This window comes from Porphyromonas sp. COT-290 OH3588 (genome assembly GCF_000769075.1).
Classification (GTDB): Bacteria; Bacteroidota; Bacteroidia; order Bacteroidales; family Porphyromonadaceae; genus Porphyromonas.
Map to the genome: position 1 here is coordinate 21,275 of NZ_JRFC01000024.1, position 18,293 is coordinate 39,567.

10 protein-coding genes and 1 riboswitch are annotated in these 18,293 nt (G+C 51.7%); of the genes, 5 read left to right on the forward strand and 5 right to left on the reverse strand.

Annotation, left to right across the window (positions count from 1 at the left end; translation table 11 throughout):
- Nucleotides 1–21: 21 nt before the first annotated feature.
- The 4 genes from HQ48_RS06375 to HQ48_RS06390 all read right to left on the reverse strand — a co-directional run bounded on the left by HQ48_RS06375 (nt 22) and on the right by HQ48_RS06390 (nt 5,296).
- The gene (locus HQ48_RS06375; protein WP_044232494.1) at nt 22–1,581 is read right to left on the reverse strand and encodes an alkaline phosphatase family protein; all 1,560 of its coding nucleotides are present in this window, start codon (nt 1,579–1,581) and stop codon (nt 22–24) included.
- Nucleotides 1,582–2,982: a DUF4105 domain-containing protein gene (locus tag HQ48_RS06380; RefSeq protein WP_081969745.1), complete on the reverse strand. Its 1,401-nt coding sequence runs from the start codon at nt 2,980–2,982 to the stop codon at nt 1,582–1,584.
- A 54-nt stretch (nt 2,983–3,036) separates the two neighbouring features.
- The gene (locus HQ48_RS06385) at nt 3,037–3,855 is read right to left on the reverse strand and encodes a VanW family protein (RefSeq protein ID WP_044232561.1); all 819 of its coding nucleotides are present in this window, start codon (nt 3,853–3,855) and stop codon (nt 3,037–3,039) included.
- Nucleotides 3,856–3,928: 73 nt separating this feature from the next.
- A complete protein-coding gene (locus HQ48_RS06390; protein WP_044232496.1) occupies nt 3,929–5,296 on the reverse strand; it encodes a zinc-dependent metalloprotease family protein in 1,368 nt (455 codons plus the stop codon).
- A 1,204-nt stretch (nt 5,297–6,500) separates the two neighbouring features.
- On the opposite strand from HQ48_RS06390, the gene HQ48_RS06395 reads away from it, so the two are divergent.
- The 3 genes from HQ48_RS06395 to HQ48_RS06405 all read left to right on the forward strand — a co-directional run bounded on the left by HQ48_RS06395 (nt 6,501) and on the right by HQ48_RS06405 (nt 13,427).
- Nucleotides 6,501–9,641, forward strand: coding sequence for a TonB-dependent receptor (locus HQ48_RS06395; RefSeq protein ID WP_235300207.1), 3,141 nt, complete (start codon nt 6,501–6,503; stop codon nt 9,639–9,641).
- Between the two features lie 12 nt (nt 9,642–9,653).
- Nucleotides 9,654–11,483 (forward strand): RagB/SusD family nutrient uptake outer membrane protein, encoded by a 1,830-nt coding sequence (locus HQ48_RS06400; RefSeq protein ID WP_044232500.1) that lies wholly within the window; start codon nt 9,654–9,656, stop codon nt 11,481–11,483.
- 96 nt (nt 11,484–11,579) lie between these two features.
- A riboswitch (cobalamin riboswitch) is annotated at nt 11,580–11,795 on the forward strand.
- 417 nt (nt 11,796–12,212) lie between these two features.
- Nucleotides 12,213–13,427, forward strand: coding sequence for a DUF5074 domain-containing protein (locus HQ48_RS06405; RefSeq protein WP_044232502.1), 1,215 nt, complete (start codon nt 12,213–12,215; stop codon nt 13,425–13,427).
- Nucleotides 13,428–13,444: 17 nt separating this feature from the next.
- Here HQ48_RS06405 and HQ48_RS06410 read toward each other — a convergent pair whose 3' ends face one another.
- Nucleotides 13,445–13,690 (reverse strand): hypothetical protein, encoded by a 246-nt coding sequence (locus tag HQ48_RS06410; protein ID WP_044232504.1) that lies wholly within the window; start codon nt 13,688–13,690, stop codon nt 13,445–13,447.
- Between the two features lie 469 nt (nt 13,691–14,159).
- On the opposite strand from HQ48_RS06410, the gene HQ48_RS06415 reads away from it, so the two are divergent.
- Together HQ48_RS06415 and HQ48_RS09510 are read left to right on the forward strand one after the other, a co-directional pair.
- A complete protein-coding gene (locus tag HQ48_RS06415; RefSeq protein ID WP_152568340.1) occupies nt 14,160–16,106 on the forward strand; it encodes a TonB-dependent receptor in 1,947 nt (648 codons plus the stop codon).
- Nucleotides 16,093–18,216 (forward strand): YncE family protein, encoded by a 2,124-nt coding sequence (locus tag HQ48_RS09510; RefSeq protein WP_044232506.1) that lies wholly within the window; start codon nt 16,093–16,095, stop codon nt 18,214–18,216. The genes HQ48_RS06415 and HQ48_RS09510 overlap by 14 nt, the downstream gene beginning before the upstream one ends.
- Nucleotides 18,217–18,293: the final 77 nt, after the last annotated feature.

The following is an 18,293-nucleotide window of genomic DNA, read 5'->3' on the forward strand; positions in this document are numbered from 1 at the left end:
ATGTGCTCCGATCTGAGCGTATTAGATTGCTGCATTGGGCGGTCTAATCCTCAGCACCCACGAGATAGCCCGAACAATGTCGGTAGCCTCCTGCACTGGGAAGTCAAACCGCTTGGGATCTACCCCCGCTCCCATGAGAACAAAAGGAGAAGCAATCGCCGTAGTCGTAGCACGTTGCAGGGACGGATGTTCGGCTATCTCCTCGAGATACCAGCCCGGAGTAAGGCTCCAATAGACATCCGCTAGATGTTTATGATGAATGCTACGCCTGAGCGCTCGCTGCTGCCGATTGAGTGCATTGGAGGTTAGGATCTCATGTGCCGAAGTAGCTGAGCCAATCCCCTCGACCTGACGCAAGAATAGCGCGACCTCTTCCTGTAGATTGCGCAGGGCAATCTTCTTAGCTTCTGCCAGCTTACCATTGAGATAGAGTCGCCCGTCTTGGACTTGCTCGATCCAACTGCCCGCCCCATGTAGAGCGGAGATATACATATTAAGTAGGGCTGTGGCCCTCTTGATGCTAAGTTGTCTGGCTAATTTGGCGCCAATCTGCGGTTTGGGCACTTCATAGCTTGTATAGCCTGTGCCCGATAGGCTGATGAGGCAGTTCTTGAGCCCTATCTTTTCCTCTAGGGCTTGGAAAATCTGCTCTAGATTTCGATCCAAACGCAGGTAGGTATCCGCATCTTCTACTTCTAGTTCTCCCGAGCCATGAGGGGCGGCGGAGTAGGATACAGAGAGCAGGCTAGGCGCCTTGCGATACTCGTAGCCGCCTTGTCTGATGAGCTGTAAGGCTAGAGTGGTAACCTCCTCGTTGGCGAGAGCACTGCGCTTGTATGCTGCAGCCTCGTGGCCCTGATAGTACTTGGTGAAGTTCTTATGCCAAGAGGAGTAGCCGACAGCCTGATCTGCGTAGGAGCGTAGAGGCGACCAACGCATGGTTCCCGAGATAAGACGTCGGTTGGGTCCATCGTCTGACTTATTGTAACGATCGAGATACTGAGGCATACTCGGGTAAAAGCTCGATGTAGACCAAGCTGCTACACGATCGTCTAGCCAGAAACAACCATCAGCCAGTACGCCCGCACCAGCCATTGCCTCCTCGGCATTGATGCCGACGCTATAGACAAGGGCAGAACCCGATGATGCTTCCTTGAGCCTATCAGCTAGCGTATTAACTTGGATCGCACGAGGCGAGAGCCTCTCACGAGTGTAGACGCCGTGGACGGACTCGTCCCAAAGTGTCGGCTGAACTTTGTTTTTGCTACGCAGATAGACCGAACGCCCCTCCACTCCGTGCATCTCTGGGTAGGCGGAGGTATAGATTGATGTGGTCGCAGATGCGCCATCAATAGGCGTTAGAGGGAAGCGAACCGAGGGATAAACCTTGCCCTCTTGGAGCATGCGCTTGAAGCCTCCTTGGCTCATCATAGGCTCTAGCTCGGTCAAATAGTCCGAGCGAAGCTGATCTACAGTGATGCACACGACCATATGAGGCAACTGCTGAGCACTTGCCTGCATCTGTATGGCCACAAGGGCTACGAGCGATGAGAGTAGATATCTGATATGTCGCTGTTCCATTTATCGTAAGTAGCTCTCCTGCGGCTCTATCGCCGAACGCTTGGTCTGTGACAGAGAAAGCAACAGAAGCGAGAGCGAGAGCAGGTAGACTGCTACGTTGAATGTCTGTGGCAAACACCATGCCAAAGCCAGAAACATTGCTTGAGCCACAAAGTTAGCAAAATGATAGCGATATGCCCAACGGGAGGATCTACCGAGAAGCATGAATGGGACAGCGAGGAGTAAGTGTAGAGGATGTAATACCCACAGATTGAAGTTGGGCCATACGTGCGGATGCTCCGAGAGTATGGCTATATAGAAGAGCAGACAACCTGCCAGACCACTTACGGCAAAGATAAGCATGATAAGCCAGCGACCTCCTCCCTTAATAAATATGTATAGCGAGAGCAGAGCCAAGAGGAGGAAGATTACTGTCGGGTGTATCAAGTAACTCTCCCATGGGCGAGACTCCAAGGGAGCCTGCTCTCCATGAGTATTCACATGAGCTATAATGCCTGCCTCCTGCTCGACGAGCGAGCGTCTAGACTCTACTACACCATCGCTCAGCCGTTCTTCATACTCTAGATACCAGCTCTTCTCTAGTGTTTCTTGCAATAGATGGGGCAGAAAAATACGCTCCGCATCGGCCATCACCTCATCTGTAGGCATTCCCAATGCTAAATCAGTCCCAAGGACCAACCACGGGAACTCACCCTCCAACTCGTTGATTAGGTCACGCCACGAGAGGTTATACTTATTCACACCCACATCGACGCCTACGAGGGGGATATACGACCAAGGTTTGCGGGCATGTCCGTATGTATTCTGCTCAACCTCTGCCCCCGGGAGTTGCAGGCGATGTACCTTTCGGAGCATCTCTCCAGTTCCAGCTATGGGAGTTATTCGGTCTGTGCGTCTAATTGCATCGGCGCAGATCTGCACCAGACGAGTAGCGCAGTTGTCGTAGAAAAAGTTGTAGCGATAAGTTCGGTTCTCGGGCTGGACATTCCACAGCAGGTAGCGCCAAGCGTTTGCTCGCACCTCCGAGGAGAGATTGAGTACCAACTCTGTGACCTGACTACCTCTACCCAAATACTCCTGCATATAGTCTTCGGTTCTCTGTGCCACGACTATGTAGTCTGTTTGCCCCTTGATGAATCTAGGCAAGAAGTCGTCGGAGAAATCGAATATCCCGTAGTTGAAGGTTACATCAACCCCCTGCTCTGGGTCTTGCACACGATAGCCAGCATGCCCATAGAGTGTGTAGACCTCCAGAGGACTCGGGCTGGCGACCAAAATGCTCATCTGCGCCCGAGTACTAAGCGAATCGGGCAAACCATAGTAACCCTCGGCACGTAGCACAACGCCCGAGAGCATCAATCCTATAGCGAAGCATAGTATCTTGATTTTGTCTAACATCATATCTTGTCTTCTTTGGCTAAGTAGTGTTTTTAGCTTGGGGTTCTTCCATTAGGGTCATTGCTCTGTGGGCGGATAGAGGACTGGGTTGTACATCATCACAGCATGGTTCTCTACGAGGGGGCGTTCCTCTACCCTACCGTCTGGGTAGGTGACGACCTGCACAATACTATTGTGTCGTGTATAGCCACCCCACGGCTGAGCGACCACACGATGCCGACGCTCCTCGATGCGGTACTTGGCCTCGGCTGGGGCGGAGGCTCTGATGCGACCGTTGAGATACGTATCGTCTAGCCACAGCTCTAGGACGTAGGTATCCTCGGTTCTATTCTCCACCCGCAGATCAATGTAATTGTACGAGAGTGTGGCCCCTGCACCAAAAGGAATGCTTCGGTTAGTGTCTGGGAAGACATCGAAGCTATGCCGATGCCGCTCTGTGATAGCTAGCGGCGTATGTGCAAATAGCCAAAAGAGCAAATTGCCTAGCTGGCACAACCCTCCTCCGATACCCTTATCTACCCGACCTTGGTTAAGCACCAAGCCCTCCAGATAGCCTTTGCGTGCCGAGGGGCGACCTACATTGCGCCACACCGAGAAAACTTCTCCGGGAGCGATGACTAAACCATTGAGCTCTGCAATCGCTAGCCGCAAGTTGGTGCGCTTATTCTCCTGCAAGTACATATCCACATCTTTGAGCGGACGCAAAATGATGGATCGATGCTCCTTGAGTGTATAGAGGCAACGAGGCAACGCACGTCGCTTAGCCCATTTGGTCGAGCCGAACAAATCCCGCAGACTTCTCCTGATGATGTAGTACTCACGCCCCAAGTACCGACGGAGGCGCCCCCTGATGCGTAGTTGCTCAACGTAATCCATGAGAGGTGCTATATAATATAGATACGTGTCATACTTCTTAGAAAGCATCAAGGTGGGTGTAGACAGCGCCCTTCTAGTATGGTATTTTGAGCGTAGTACGGCCACGGGCCGTCTTGGCCTGCAAGACAAGAGGGCGAGGAAATCCGTCAAGACTCACTTGGTAATCTCCAGAGGCAAATTCTCTGGAGAATATCAGCTCCCCTTGTAGGGTATAGGCCGATAGCTCCCCCCTGCTAGACAGAGAGAGGGCAAGGTATCCCGAGGCAATCTGCATCACGGGGTCTACAGCTACCATATTGGTTGCCGTAGTGCTCGACGAGGATTGAGTTACCGTAATGGTAACAGCCTTGTAGTGGTCCGTCCCAGCGATCTTGATATGCCCGGTACGACTCTGAGCACTAGTATTAGCCTCGACAGCAACGACCAAAGGCACATCATCGAGAGAGTAACTAGGGGACACCACACGTAGCCAAGGGACATCACTACTGGGCTGAAAGAACTCGCTCGTTCGAATCAAAACACTCACAGTCTGCGCCTGTGCTCCTACCTCAATCTGCTCACGCTCGGCATAGTAGCGAGGCTCTAGGTAGTCGCCAAAGCTAGCGACCTCGGCCAAACGCTCCTTGATCTTGCGAACACTATTCTCTCGCTCGGAGCCTAGCTGTACACCACGCCAAACACTTTTGGGGCTAGAGAATATGGGAGCTAGCTCGGTAATATCGCCCACGGCAGCCCCCATAACACTATAGTATGGTGGGTTACCAACTCCCACGGCGTAGGGGTGGTTCCCTGAGTCCTCTTGGATGCGCGAATGCTGACAGCCGAAGATATGTCCAATCTCGTGCGCAGCGGTGAGTGAGCTAAAAATACTCGTCACATGAATGCTGCTATATGCCGCCATACGATTTGCCTCTGGCACTGCTTTGCCACTAAGCCCATCGTAAAAGGGGTTGCTACACACGGTCACCAGATCAGCCTTGTACTTGCGACGCATCTCTTGTACACTAGGGGAGCTCTGAATATTCAACCCTTGGTGAACACTGGGTATCTCCTCCTCTAGGAGCATAATATGAGCGAGTCTAAGCTCAGCATTGATGTCGGAATTGCGAAATACCTCATTGACAGAGGTGACGATCTTGGCAGCAAAAATCTCTGCCCCACCCTTATCACTCATGTAGAGCTGAGCCGAGCGATCGAAGACAACCATATAGTCCAGCACCGTAGTCTTGGACTCATCTACCTCTGCGAGTGGAGATAAGTCTGCTGTGGTCACGATACTATGGGTAGATCCCTGCAAGCAGGTACCACAGCGTATGGGTTCCAACTTTTGGCTTTGTAGGGTCACGGGTACAACCTGCTGAGCGCAGAGGCCTACCCCAGCAAATATGGCTAAACACAAATATGCGTATAGCTTGGTATTGATTAGATATTGACGAATCATTAATTGCAATTACCTAATTAGTCGTTGCCAAAGATACAACAAACCCTATCAATGAAAATAGGTTATCTCCACTGAAACACAGAGGGCCGTATTAAATACCGATCATCACAATCCTTCTAGCTACGCCATCGTTGTCAGTGCCGATAGCGATGTCTTGCTTAATCACTCCTGAATCCTGACATTACCCTCAACGACGAACTCATCGCTCCGCCCAATCCGTCGCCTTTCGATTGGCTATTTTCGTCTTGTAGCAACGCAGTGAGCTGCGTTGAAATTTATCCACTCTTGTGCACTCGCTTCGCCCGAGGGGCGATGATGCTACAATCTATGGGGATCGACTTTGCACGTTTTTGGTTAAAGGGTGTAAACGGATTTGTACCCAATTGGACGAACCGAAGGCACATTTTGACGCAGCTATTCGCCTAGGATAGCAAATTGATGGGAGCATTTTCTGAGATTGTAGGACTAATCCAGCGCGGTGTGTCCACACATTTGGAGAGATTAATGGGAAGAAACTCCAAAATAATCGCCTTGCTTAGATGAAACTGCCCCAAAAACACCAACACACATCTGATTATCAATCCAATACAAAAAGCCCGTTTTAAGCACCTCTTTTCATGCGTCTGGGAACTAAGTGCCAAAATGAGGCCAAACGCCGTACAGAGCCTCCTAGGAGGCAAATACGAGGTCTAGCATATCTTATCCAAAAGAGCCCTTATCTGCAAGGAAACATGATCAATCTTCGCCAAAGATGTAAACTTTCATAAAAGAAAATCCCACAAAAGATCTCAGGTAGAGTAAATCGAGAGCTAGGGTACCCCTTATAGTCCTCTCCCTACTACCCTCCCAATTTTTCTTTCATGAGGCATAGAAACGGTACAACCAACAAGTCACGACCCTGCACAATTAAGGAGCAGTAATTTATACAGATCTTGCTGTTTTTATCAAACGGAAGTATTTATATTTGCATTAATAGAATAAAAAACTGCGTCATTTAATAAAGACATGAGCGCAATCTTTGATAACTTAGAAAACAAAATATAAGAAGCACATACTACGAAGTCGTACATCATACATTAAGTTATCCATTTAATACGCAACATTTATGGCAAAAAATCTTTACTGCTTAGGAATGGCACTACTACTGACGACCCCTTGGGCTCAGGCTAGAGTGACTATCCCAGCCTCAGAGCACATCACTTTGATGCAGCAAGCCGAGAGCGTATGCCAAGGCGTGGTGAAAGATGCCAAAGGCGAACCACTCATCGGAGTCACAGTACTGGTCAAGGGAACCAATATCGGTGCTGTAACGGATCTGGACGGACAGTTCTCAATCCCCAAGGTTCAGCTCGGTAGCCAGCTAGAGTTCTCATCTATCGGGTATGTAACCCAGCAAGCGGTCTATCGAGGCCAAGCACTACAGATCGTCCTACTAGAGGATAATACACAGCTGGAGGAGCTAGTAGTCGTGGGGTATGGCGTGCAGAAGAAAGTCAATCTGACTGGAGCGGTATCCTCCGTCAAAGGCGGAGAGCTATCCCGTCGCCCTGTCACCAACGCCACCCAAAGTCTACAAGGGCTAGTCCCCGGGCTATTGGTCAGCAACAATCAGTCTGGGCGCCCCGGAGCATCGGCCTCCCTATCCCTGCGTGGTCAAGGCAACCTATCTGGTAGCGCCAGCCCATACGTACTGGTAGACGGAGTAGAGATGAGTTTGGCGGAAGTAAACCCCAACGACATCGAAAACATCAGTGTACTCAAAGATGCCGCAGCGAGTGCTATCTACGGCGCCCGTGCCGCCTATGGAGTAATCCTTGTCACCACAAAGAGAGGAGATGTAGGCAAGATGCGCATCAGCTATCAGGGCAACGTGGGCTGGTCTACACCGACGGTACTACCCAAAATGGTCAATTCGGTAGACTTCGCTCACTTCTGGAATGACGGTGCGACCAATGCAGGCGCACCTCGTAAGTATAGCCCAGAGCGTATAGCACTACTCGAGAAGTATATCAATGACCCCTCGAGTGTAGACCCTTGGGCCGACCTCCCCAAAAACCACAGCATGAACCCCGCCTATGAGAATACGGAGAAGGGGATCGGCAACGTAGACTACTTCAAGCTCCACTACAAGGACTTGGCTCTCAAACACAATCACACTCTCAGCCTAAGTGGAGGGAGCAAAGCTGCCCAGTACTACGTATCTGGAGGCTACTACAATGAGCAAGGGATCCTACGCTATGCCGATATGGCATTCAGCCGATACAACTTCTCGGCCAGCCTCACCTCACAGCTCACCAAGTGGCTCAAGCTCAAGACCTCTACTAAATTCATGCATACGGACGACCGTTCCCCATTCGGCCCGGGCGGATTGAGCAATGGATTTTTCCACAGCCTCGCTCGTTTCTTCCCGACTATCTCCGAGATCGACCCCAATGGCCGATTCACAGAGCTCAGTATGGTGCCCTATCTACAGAGCGGAACATACACTCATGGCAAAGACAACAACCTAAACCTCTCGGCAGGCATAGAGCTACAGCCGCTGAGGAACTGGTTCATCTTCCTCGACTACACGCATAGGCTCTCTCTACACGAGTACGAAGCACTCAACAAGGCTCCACTCATCTACGGAGCAGACGGCAAGTCTGTTTCTCTAGGCGTACGCTCGGAGCTTGGTATAGCTCGTGACGGCAGATTTACTCGCCAGTTCGATCGACACAAATACTCGTCGTTCAATCTGTACAGCAACTACCTCTTCTCACTAGGCGAGAAGCACGACTTCACGGTAATGGGAGGCTTCCAGCAGGAGAGCAGCCACAGCAGCTACCTCGGCAGCTCTATCACTGGGCTATTCTCCCAGACCAACCCCAACGTAGGTATGGGTACTGGCGACAAAGTGCCCACCGATGTGCGCAATGGCTGGGCTACACGAGGCTTCTTCGGCCGCCTCAACTACAGCTACGACGGCCGCTATCTACTAGAGCTCAATGGGCGCTACGACGGATCTTCCCGCTTTGCCGAGAATAGCCGCTGGGGCTTCTTCCCCTCCGCCTCGCTCGGATGGAACATACACAGGGAGCAATTTATGGAGTCGCTCTCTGGCACACTATCCAACTTCAAGCTCAGAGGTTCGTACGGTCTACTAGGCAACCAAGCTGGTGCCGCCCTATACACCTTCGCCTCTACGATGGAGCTAAGTCGTGGGCTAGGGCAATACATCTTCCCCGACGGCAGACATAGCTACACCAATGCCCCTAGAGTCATCAGCCCAACCACCACGTGGGAGAAGGTAGAGAGCATCAACGTAGGGCTAGACTTCGGCCTATGGGGGAATAGCCTTACTGGGTCGATAGATCTCTTCCAGAGAGATACGAGAGATATGCTTGGCCCGGGGCTACCCTTCCCCGACTACTTCGGGGCAGACGCTCCCCAAACCAACAACGCAAGTCTACGCAACAGAGGCTGGGAGCTATCGCTCGGCTATCAAGGACGGATTGGCAAAGACATCACGTATAAGGTCACGGGGATACTCTCGGACGCTACCTCTATCGTCACCAAATACGAGAACCCAACCAAGAGCGACCCACAAGGATCGTGGTACGAGGGTAGATCTGTAGGCGAGATCTGGGGATATAGAGCCGACGGACTAATCCAAACAGCAGAAGAAGCCAAAGCCTACAATGACCAGCACGACCTCTCTTTCTTGAGCAAAAGACCTTGGACTCCGGGTGACGTCAAGTATAGAGATCTGAACGGTGACGGTCGCATCAACAATGGCAAAAACAAAGTCGGCGACATGGGTGACCTCGATATCATCGGCGACACAACCCCTCGATACCAGTACTCGGTCAATGGTAGCATCAGCTACAAAGGACTTAGCCTGAGCTTCATGCTACAAGGCGTAGGCAAGCGGGACTGGAACCCCGGTGGGGCAGCCTACTTCTGGGGATCTGGAGCATACGCACAGGTAACGGTATTCAAAGAGCATCTAGACTACTGGAGAGAGGACAACCCCGGGGCATATTACCCCAAACCCTATATCCACGGAGTGGGGGCGATCGGGTCGTTCCAGAGCAAAACCCGACAGACTTCCGACCGCTATCTACAGAATGCAGCCTATTGCCGTCTGAAAAACCTCACCTTGAGCTACGATATTCCCCAAATGTGGGTCAATAAACTTGGCATCAACGGCCTGCAAGTCTTCTTCTCTGGAGAGAACCTGCTCACCTTCACAAGCCTCAAGACCATGTTTGACCCAGAAGTGATTTTCGCAACAAGCGGATATAGTGCAGACAAGAACTATCCGATGAATCGCGTCCTCTCTTGTGGTCTTACCGTTAATTTATAATTTGCAACAGCGATGAAACGTAACAATATAATCCTATCCCTATCCCTATCCCTGCTGGCTGCTGTCTGCACCACAGCGTGCAACAATCTAGACCTCCAGCCAGAGGGCGTGCTGACAACCAACAGCCCCTTCATGAGTGTAGGGGAAATGCAGAACTACATCGACCAGTTCTATGAGTCGGGGCTCCGTCACCAAGGCTTCGGCCCCGGTGGTGGTGGCGGCATCGCTGGCAATGATGTGGCTAGCGACAATCTATCGGCAAGTGCTCCTAATACACGACTCAACGGACAGCTGGCTCTAAGCAACGCCAGCAAACTCGAAGCCTACACGCAGATCCGCAATGTCAATTACCTGATTGCCAACCTTGGTCATGCAGCAGAGAAAGGGAGCGCACAGTACAACCACCTCGTAGGGGAGGCCTATTACTTCCGAGCTTGGTACTACTATCGTCTATTGGTAGACTACGGCCCCATCACTTGGCTCGACCAACCACTAGAGGCCAAGCTAGAGGGTATAGACCGCCCTCGTGACAGCCGTACCTTTGTGGTGGACAAGATATTGGCAGATCTGGACACGGCTATCGAGAACCTAAGTGAGCAGAGTAGCTCCGCTACGATGCGGGTGCATAGAGATGTAGCACGTGCACTCAAGAGCGAGGTCGCACTCTTCGAAGCAACATGGGAGAAGTACCACAGGGCCGAGCAAGACCCATTCTTCGACCCCAGCATTACAGATGCCAAAATCAAGGACTATCTGACCCAAGCAGCCTCAGCCGCCAGAGCTATTATGGATAGAAATGTATGGCGCATACACACGACGGGTAATCCGCTGAGCGACTATCGTGAGCTATTTGCCACGACAAATCTCTCCTCCAATAAGGAGGTGCTCTGGTTCAAGCGGTACGATGGCGACCAAGTAGGCAACAACGTCAATCGCTACCTCAACAATGGGGGCGGTAGCATCGGTGTGACGGCCTCGCTCGTAGACGACTACCTAACCCTAGAGGGCAAACCCTTTGTAGGCGACGCCAAGCTCAACGCCAAGAAAGTCTTCGGCGAGGAGCTCAAACCTACCCTGCGTGACCCTCGCCTGTCACAAACAGTCTGTATGCCGGGGCAGAAGTTACGTCCAGATCAGCCAACCTACGTCGTACCACCTCTCAGGGGAAGCTCCTTCAACCAAAACATGACGGGCTACTCACTGCTTAAGCATGTGCAGATAGACTACACGGGCAATCTAGACGCAGAGTTTAAGGGGGCTACCCCGGGGATACAAGTACGCTATGCCGATGTACTGCTCAACTATGCAGAGGCCCTAGCCGAACTAGACGGAGCAGCCAATGCAGGCAAAATCGTCGAAGCCCTCCAGCCTCTTAGAGATCGTGTCGGTATGCCTAGTGTAGACTTCGACCGTGAGTACAATACCGAGGCCGACTATCCCTTCAGAGGCCTAGACAAATACATACAAGCCACTCGACGTGAGCGCCGCATAGAACAGGCTAGCGAGGGACGGCGCCTCTACGATATCTTGCGCTGGGCTGCAGCCGATGAGTTGATCGTAGGCAAGCGAGCCATGGGTGCGCTTTTCATCGGGAGCAATCTAAATGGGCACGAGAGCTACAAGGGACAGACCTTTGTCTACGACCAGCCTAAAAACAACAACCTCTTCCTCTCTGGCAAACCCGGCGACCCATATCGCTATATTCTGCCCATCAATCCAGCATCTGGCTATGAGGCAGGTTGGCAATTCGATGTGAAGCGTGACTATCTCTTGCCCATTCGCCTTGACATGATCGCTAGGACCAAAGGCAAATGGACGCAGAACCCCGGCTGGGGTATCTAAGAATCTGTCGCCAATCTCCGAGAGTGTGAATTCTCCGAGGGCTGTGTAAGCAACGTTCTTGCACAGCCCTCGGAGCATCTCGCATTAGTTTTTTAGTATCTTTGCCCCAGATATGGTTAGTCCTATGGAGCTCTTGCGCTCTCATGGACAAGGGAAACAGGTGTAAGCCCTGTGCAGTCGCGCTGCCGTAATTCTCCTGATCTCGAAGGTCAGAGGATACCCTCTCAGATGCCACTGCTGACTTAGCTCAGTGGGAAGGCGAGAGTGCGTTAGAGATAAGCCGGAAGACCTGCCATGTCGGTCGATATTTTGTGCTTTCGCGGTATAGAGCATAAGGTTAGTATTGAACCATCTCTAGAGGTTAAGCCCTCAACAAGAGGTTACGTTCGCTCATCAGAAGTAGGTAGTAAGCCCCCTATACCATATTATATTATATATAGGGATCTCGAGCAACCACCAACTCCCAAACCTTACGCACGCACCTCTCGAATCCACAGTATATATCGACTCTCTTACAAGTGACCAACCTTGCTTGTGTGTTTATATGAGCCTAAGCGCTACTAGCACGCACGGGGCATAGTCGCCGATTTGTCAAAAAAAGTGGAGTGGTATCACAGTTCCGCTATCTGGAGCCAAGCGATGTCATGACTTATACGAATAACTAGGAGCTAGACACTGAGCTCCTAGTATGCCTTTTTAGTAATCATTAAAATTAAAAACGAAAAAGCTATGTCACTAAAGAATCTACTACGGACGTCTTTACTAGCCTTGACACTTGGTCTAGGCCTAGCAGGCTGTCAGGCTGATGGCCCTCAAGTATCACAGAAGCCCAGCCTACCTACTCCCAATCGTCCTAGCGAAACAGGGCTAAACATCAACAACTGGGATGGAGTTTTAGTCCTCAGCGAAGGCAATATGAGCGACGGAGAAGGCGTCCTTGCCTTCATCGACAAAGCTAGCGGAGCAATCACTAGCGACGTGGTGCGTCAGGTCAACGGCAAGAGCCTAGGCAACGTGGCTCAAGATCTCTGCATCAGTAAGGACAAGCTCTACATTGTCTGTCAGAATGGCGATAAGAGAGGTGATCTCAAACACATCAGTATCTTCGACAAGTCCTTCAAGCTACTAGACACCTTCACGCCAGATGTCATCGCTGCAAACAGCAAAGTATCGCCAACCCACCTCACGGTAGCCCACGACCTACTCTATTTCGTTACCAACGATGGTAAGCTCTACAGCCTCCCTCTGAACGCAACGGGTGCCGATCGTGAACGAGCTACACTCATCACTCAGGTTGCCAAGCCTCTATACGCTCGCCTATTTACTGTACACGAGCAGGGGGTAGAGGTCGTTTATGTAGCCGGAGCTCAGGCTTTGTATCGCATCGGCAAAGGCGGTCAAGTGGCCTCTCTAGCCTACCCCGAGGGTTATACTAGCCTCGGCATTGCACCTTGCTACGATGTGGCGAACAAGAGTCAAGCGATTTGGATGATACAAGCCGAGAGCAAAAACAAGAAGACTCGCCTGGTGAAGGTTCAGAACCTAGAGGAAAAAGGAAGCTACGACCTAGGCGAACAGCTTGGCCTAAAGGGAGTATGGGCTGGTAGCTGCACACTCGCTGCAGCGCCTACTACAGAGGGGGCAATGATATTCTTGCGCACAGGCTCGGCTATATACAGCTTCAGCGAGCAGTCCAAGGAGCTCAAAAATATCTACTCCACTACTGAGATCCTATACGGCTACATAGGTGCTAGTGCGAGGAGCAAGGTAATTTATCTCTCTCAGCTACCTGCCTACAATCGCTACAAGGAGGCTAAAGTAATGGAAATGGCTTGGGATGGTACAGCACAGAAGAGCTACCCAATCAAAAGTGAAGGGCAACCCGACGGCCTATACACTCCTTTCTGCGCCCTAATCTACCCAATAAGTAGCAGCCTCTACTAAACTAGGGACAAATTATTCTACCACTGATCGAGGAGGTCGGGGCTAGAGGGTTTTACTTCGCCAAGGCACTCGAGCAGATATCTCTGCCAAATATCAAGAAGATTGGGAAGGTGGCTTTCGGCACCTCCGGCGTCAAAACTCTTGAGCTTGGTGACACTCCTCCCTAGATAGGCCAAAAGATATTCTCCCAGAAGGTAACGATCGTTGTCCTCCCCCCAGAAAAGTATGCCGAGTGGGTTAAGAAGCACAATTTCAATGTGCATATTGCCCCAAAAGGCGAGTAACAACTGACGAAGCCCTTTCTGAAATATGACACCATCTCTCGATCGCTAGCAGAGTCTACTCCTAGAGCCTTGACCCTGCTGGCGATTGAGATTTCAAGCATACGATGCATATCAATCGTATTCCCTCCGTCAAGGAACATACATTCTTTGTGAATCAACAATCCAATCTTTGTAAAATAAAATCGAACTCATCGGCTTGTAAACTTTGGAGGTAGTTTAGATCTATATAGAGCAAACCTATCTCCATATAGAGCAAAGCTTCCTCTATATAAAGCAAGGCTTGCTCCCAAAAACAGGCTGGTGCCCGAGCAGGTTTGTTCACACGAACAGACAACTTACTTAGGCTAACCACCGACCAAGCAATACGGTCTATGATACCACTATCTAACGTGCAGTGAGCAGAACTCTAGCTTTCGTACTGATGTGCCTCTGGGCTATAGGTACGCTGATGGCCGAAGAACCATCGGTGCGTGACTCTGTGCACACTATCGACGAAATCGTCGTACATGCCCAGCAGAGGCGACTAACTCTGGCGCCCTCGCAGTTGCTTACTCGAGGCGAACTGACTCGCCTTGGTGCACTCTCGGTAGCCGATGTACTTAGGTACTACTCGGGCGTACAAATCAAGGACTACGGAGGCATAGGTGGGCTCAAAACAATCAACGTCCGTAGTATGGGCAGCCACCATGTCGGCGTATTCTACGACGGTGTGCAGCTAGGGAACGCCCAAAATGGTATCATCGACCTAGGACGTTTCTCACTTGAAAACATGGAGACCATCAGCGTCTACAATGGGCAAAAGAGCCAACTCCTACAGTCGGCTCGTGACTATGCCTCCTCTAGTGCCCTCTATCTGCGCAGTCGTCGCCCGAGCTTTGACCTAGGGCGACAGCATAACATCAACGTAGGGCTACGAGTGGGGAGCTTCCACACCCTCAATCCTTCGCTCCTCTGGGAGCATCGCCTCTCGCCCCGCACCGACCTCTCGCTCTCGGGCGAATACCTCTATACCTCTGGGCAGTATCCTTTTCGCTATCGACGCAAAGACGGCTACGATACCACTGCCCTCAGACAGAACGGTGATGTACGTGCTCTGCGCACAGAGCTAGGGCTGTATCACCACAGAGCTCACAGCCGCTACACGGGCAAGCTCTATCTATACAACTCCGAGCGAGGCTACCCCGGGGCTGTGGTGCGGGAAGTGCCGGGGCTATTTCGCAATCAGGACAGACAGTGGGATACCAACCTGCTCGTACAAGGCACTATGCAGTACGAACCCAAAGGGCGATATCAGATGCAAGTCCTAGGTAAGTATGCCTACGACTACCTGCACTATATCTCCGACCCTCGCCTAGACGTAAGTACAATGTACATAGACAATCGCTACCATCAGCACGAGGCTTATCTATCCGTAGCCCAGCTCATAACCCTAGACCAAGGCTGGGGGCTAGCTCTCTCGACCGATGCTCAGTACAATGCTGTGCGTGCTGACCTTACAGACTTCGCCTATCCACATCGAGCCCAGCTACTCTCCGCCCTCTCGGGCAGCTACTCTTCGCCTCGACTGAGCATACAAACGAGCCTCTTGCATACCCTCGTCAGAGATGCCACTAAGCACGATGCGCCCCAGTGGCGTAGCATTGTATCGCCGAGCATCGTGGCCTCGTGGCAGCCGTGGGTAAATCGAGGGCTAAGCCTACGTGCCTTCTATAAACATATCTTTCGCCTACCAACTCTAAGCGACCTCTACTACACCTTCATCGGCAACAAACTACTCAACCCAGAGTACACAGTACAGTACAATGTAGGGGCAGTATGGCGTAGGAGCTATACCTCTACTCCTCTACGCACGCTAGAGCTACAAGCCGATGCATACTACAATCGAGTGCGAGACAAGATCGTTGCCATGCCAACGTCCAATCAGTTTCGCTGGACGATGCTCAACTTCGGTCTGGTCGATATCGTAGGCTTAGACCTCTCAGCCTCAGCTACCATACAGCTAGCTTCGCTTCGCCTCATGCCTCGTCTGAGCTATACCTACCAACAGGCTAGCGAACATACCGACACAACAAGCCCTTGGTACGGCGGGCAAATCCCCTACGTGCCTTGGCATGCTGGCTCCGTCACTGTGGGAGCGGACTGGCAGAGGTGGGTCTGGAGCTACAGCTTCATCTACACGGGAGAGCGTTACCACTCGGTGGCCAACCTACAAGAGTTCCACATACAGCCTTGGTACACGCACGACCTATCCCTCTCATACACTTGGCAGCTCTCGAGCCTAAAGCTCGTAGGGACGCTCGAGGTAAATAATCTCCTTAATCAGCAGTACGAGGTAGTCAAGAGCTACCCCATGCCCGGTACTAACTTTAGACTTAAACTCAATGCAATCTTTTAGCTTTCGCCTATTCATCACTTCGGCTTTGTTGATGATGCTCGGTCTACTGGCCTCATGTCGCAAGGAAGAGGTCGTCGTCCCCTCGGTGAGCAATCGTGTCACAGAGCCTAGCTCCATGGCACGGCACTATCCGGGGCTCTATCTACTCAACGAAGGGACGATGGGGCGCAATACCGCCTCGCTCGATTACTTCGACTACACCACAGGTATCTATCGGCACAACATCTTCGCAGAGCGTAACCCTATGGTAGTCAAGGAGCTGGGAGATGTAGCCAATGATCTCAAGCTCTATGGCGATCGGCTCTGGGCTGTGGTCAATGTGTCGAACCTCGTCGAAGTGATGTACGCCAAGAACGCCCGCCATATTGGGCAGATCTCTATCCCCAACTGTCGCCACATCACTTTCGACGGAGGGTTCGCCTATATCAGCTCGTATGCAGGCCCAATACAGATAGACCCCAATGCACGCCTAGGTAAAGTCATCAAGGTCGATACGGCAACACTACAGATCGTAGGCGAATGCACGGTTGGCTATCAACCCGAGGAGCTTGTAGTAGTGGGCGATCGGCTCTATGTGGCTAACTCAGGCGGCTATCGTGCTCCCAACTACGACACTCGACTATCGGTCATCGACCTAAAGACTTTCTCCGAAGTCAAGCACATTGAGGTGGGCATCAATCTACATCGCCTACGCCTAGACGAGCAGGGGCAACTCTGGATCTCCTCTCGAGGCGACTATAAGACCATAGCACCGAACCTATACGTTCTCAACACGAAGACCGATCAACTCCTTACACCCGAGGGGCTGGGCATCGCCTGCTCCGATCTTGCCATCGTCGGGCATGACCTCTATCTCTACGGATATAGCCACCTACCGAACAGCCAGAAGACCAACTATGCCCTACTAGATACACGTACCCGAGCAATCAAGAGCGAGCGAATCCTCGACGGCACGGCAGCACGCATACGCACGCCCTATGGCATCGCTGTCAATCCCGAGACACGTGAGATCTTCGTGACCGACGCAGGCGACTATGTAGCCCCCGGCAAGGTCTATTGCTTCTCGGCCTCGGGGCAATATCAATGGTCTACCGAGGCAGGTGTATTACCCTCCAAAATTGTCTTCACACCTTTTAGACTATCGGATAATACCGATATACCTAGTACCCCAGACACCTATCCCAAGGGACGTAACCCCTACGTCAGCAAAGTACTAGCGTATGTACCAGCCCCCGGTCAGTTCGTCAATAAAATGCCCCGATCAGAGGCTGGAGATACACAGCAGACAATGAATGCCAAGGTCCTAGCCGCTATTGGCCGACAGAGCCCTAAGCAAAAAAGGAACGAACTGATCACTCTAGGTGGCTGGGGTGGCTATGTCGTAGTGGGCTTCGACCATCGCATTGAGAACCGTGAGGGGCTGTGTGACTTTAGGGTACTGGGAAACGCCTTCGAGCGGGCGAGCGAAGCAGGTGTTATCATGGTGGCTAAGGATGAGAACGGCAATGGCCGCCCCGACGAGAACGAATGGTACGAGATAGCAGGTAGTGGGGAGCAACCCGAGCGAGAGGCATTCTACAATCAAGCACGCAAGGCTGGCAATGATCTAGGCATCTACCATGATTATCGCCTTACCTACTATCGGCCTACTGACGAACCAGAAGCACCGTCCGATAGGACTATCGACTATATCCGCTGGACGGATAGCTTCGGTAAATCGGGCTATGTACAGAAGAATAGCTACCACACACAGAGCTACTACCCTACATGGCTTGGAAGAGAAATTAGCTTCGAGGGCACCAAGCTCCCTCACAACGTGATCAATGAGAAACCTGAGAACCCCTATGATGGCCTCTTCGTTCGCCATAGCTTCCGCTATGGCTATGCCGATAACCACCCCAATACAGCCGACGGCTCTGCCATAGACATCGCTTGGGCAGTGGATCGTAACCGCAAGCCCGTGCAGCTCTCGGGGATAGACTTCATCAAGATCTACACGGGCGTGATGAGCGACAATGGCTGGATCGGCGAGAGCTCTACGGAGATCGAGGGCGTGGAAGACCTGCACCTGCTGGGCGTGTCTATCTCCAGCGCCAAGCTCGTGAAGTAGCACGAAGGCACTCAACAAAAACAAGCCCTGCCAACCTAACGTATCAGTCGAGGTTGGCAGGGCTTGTTACTAGTGGC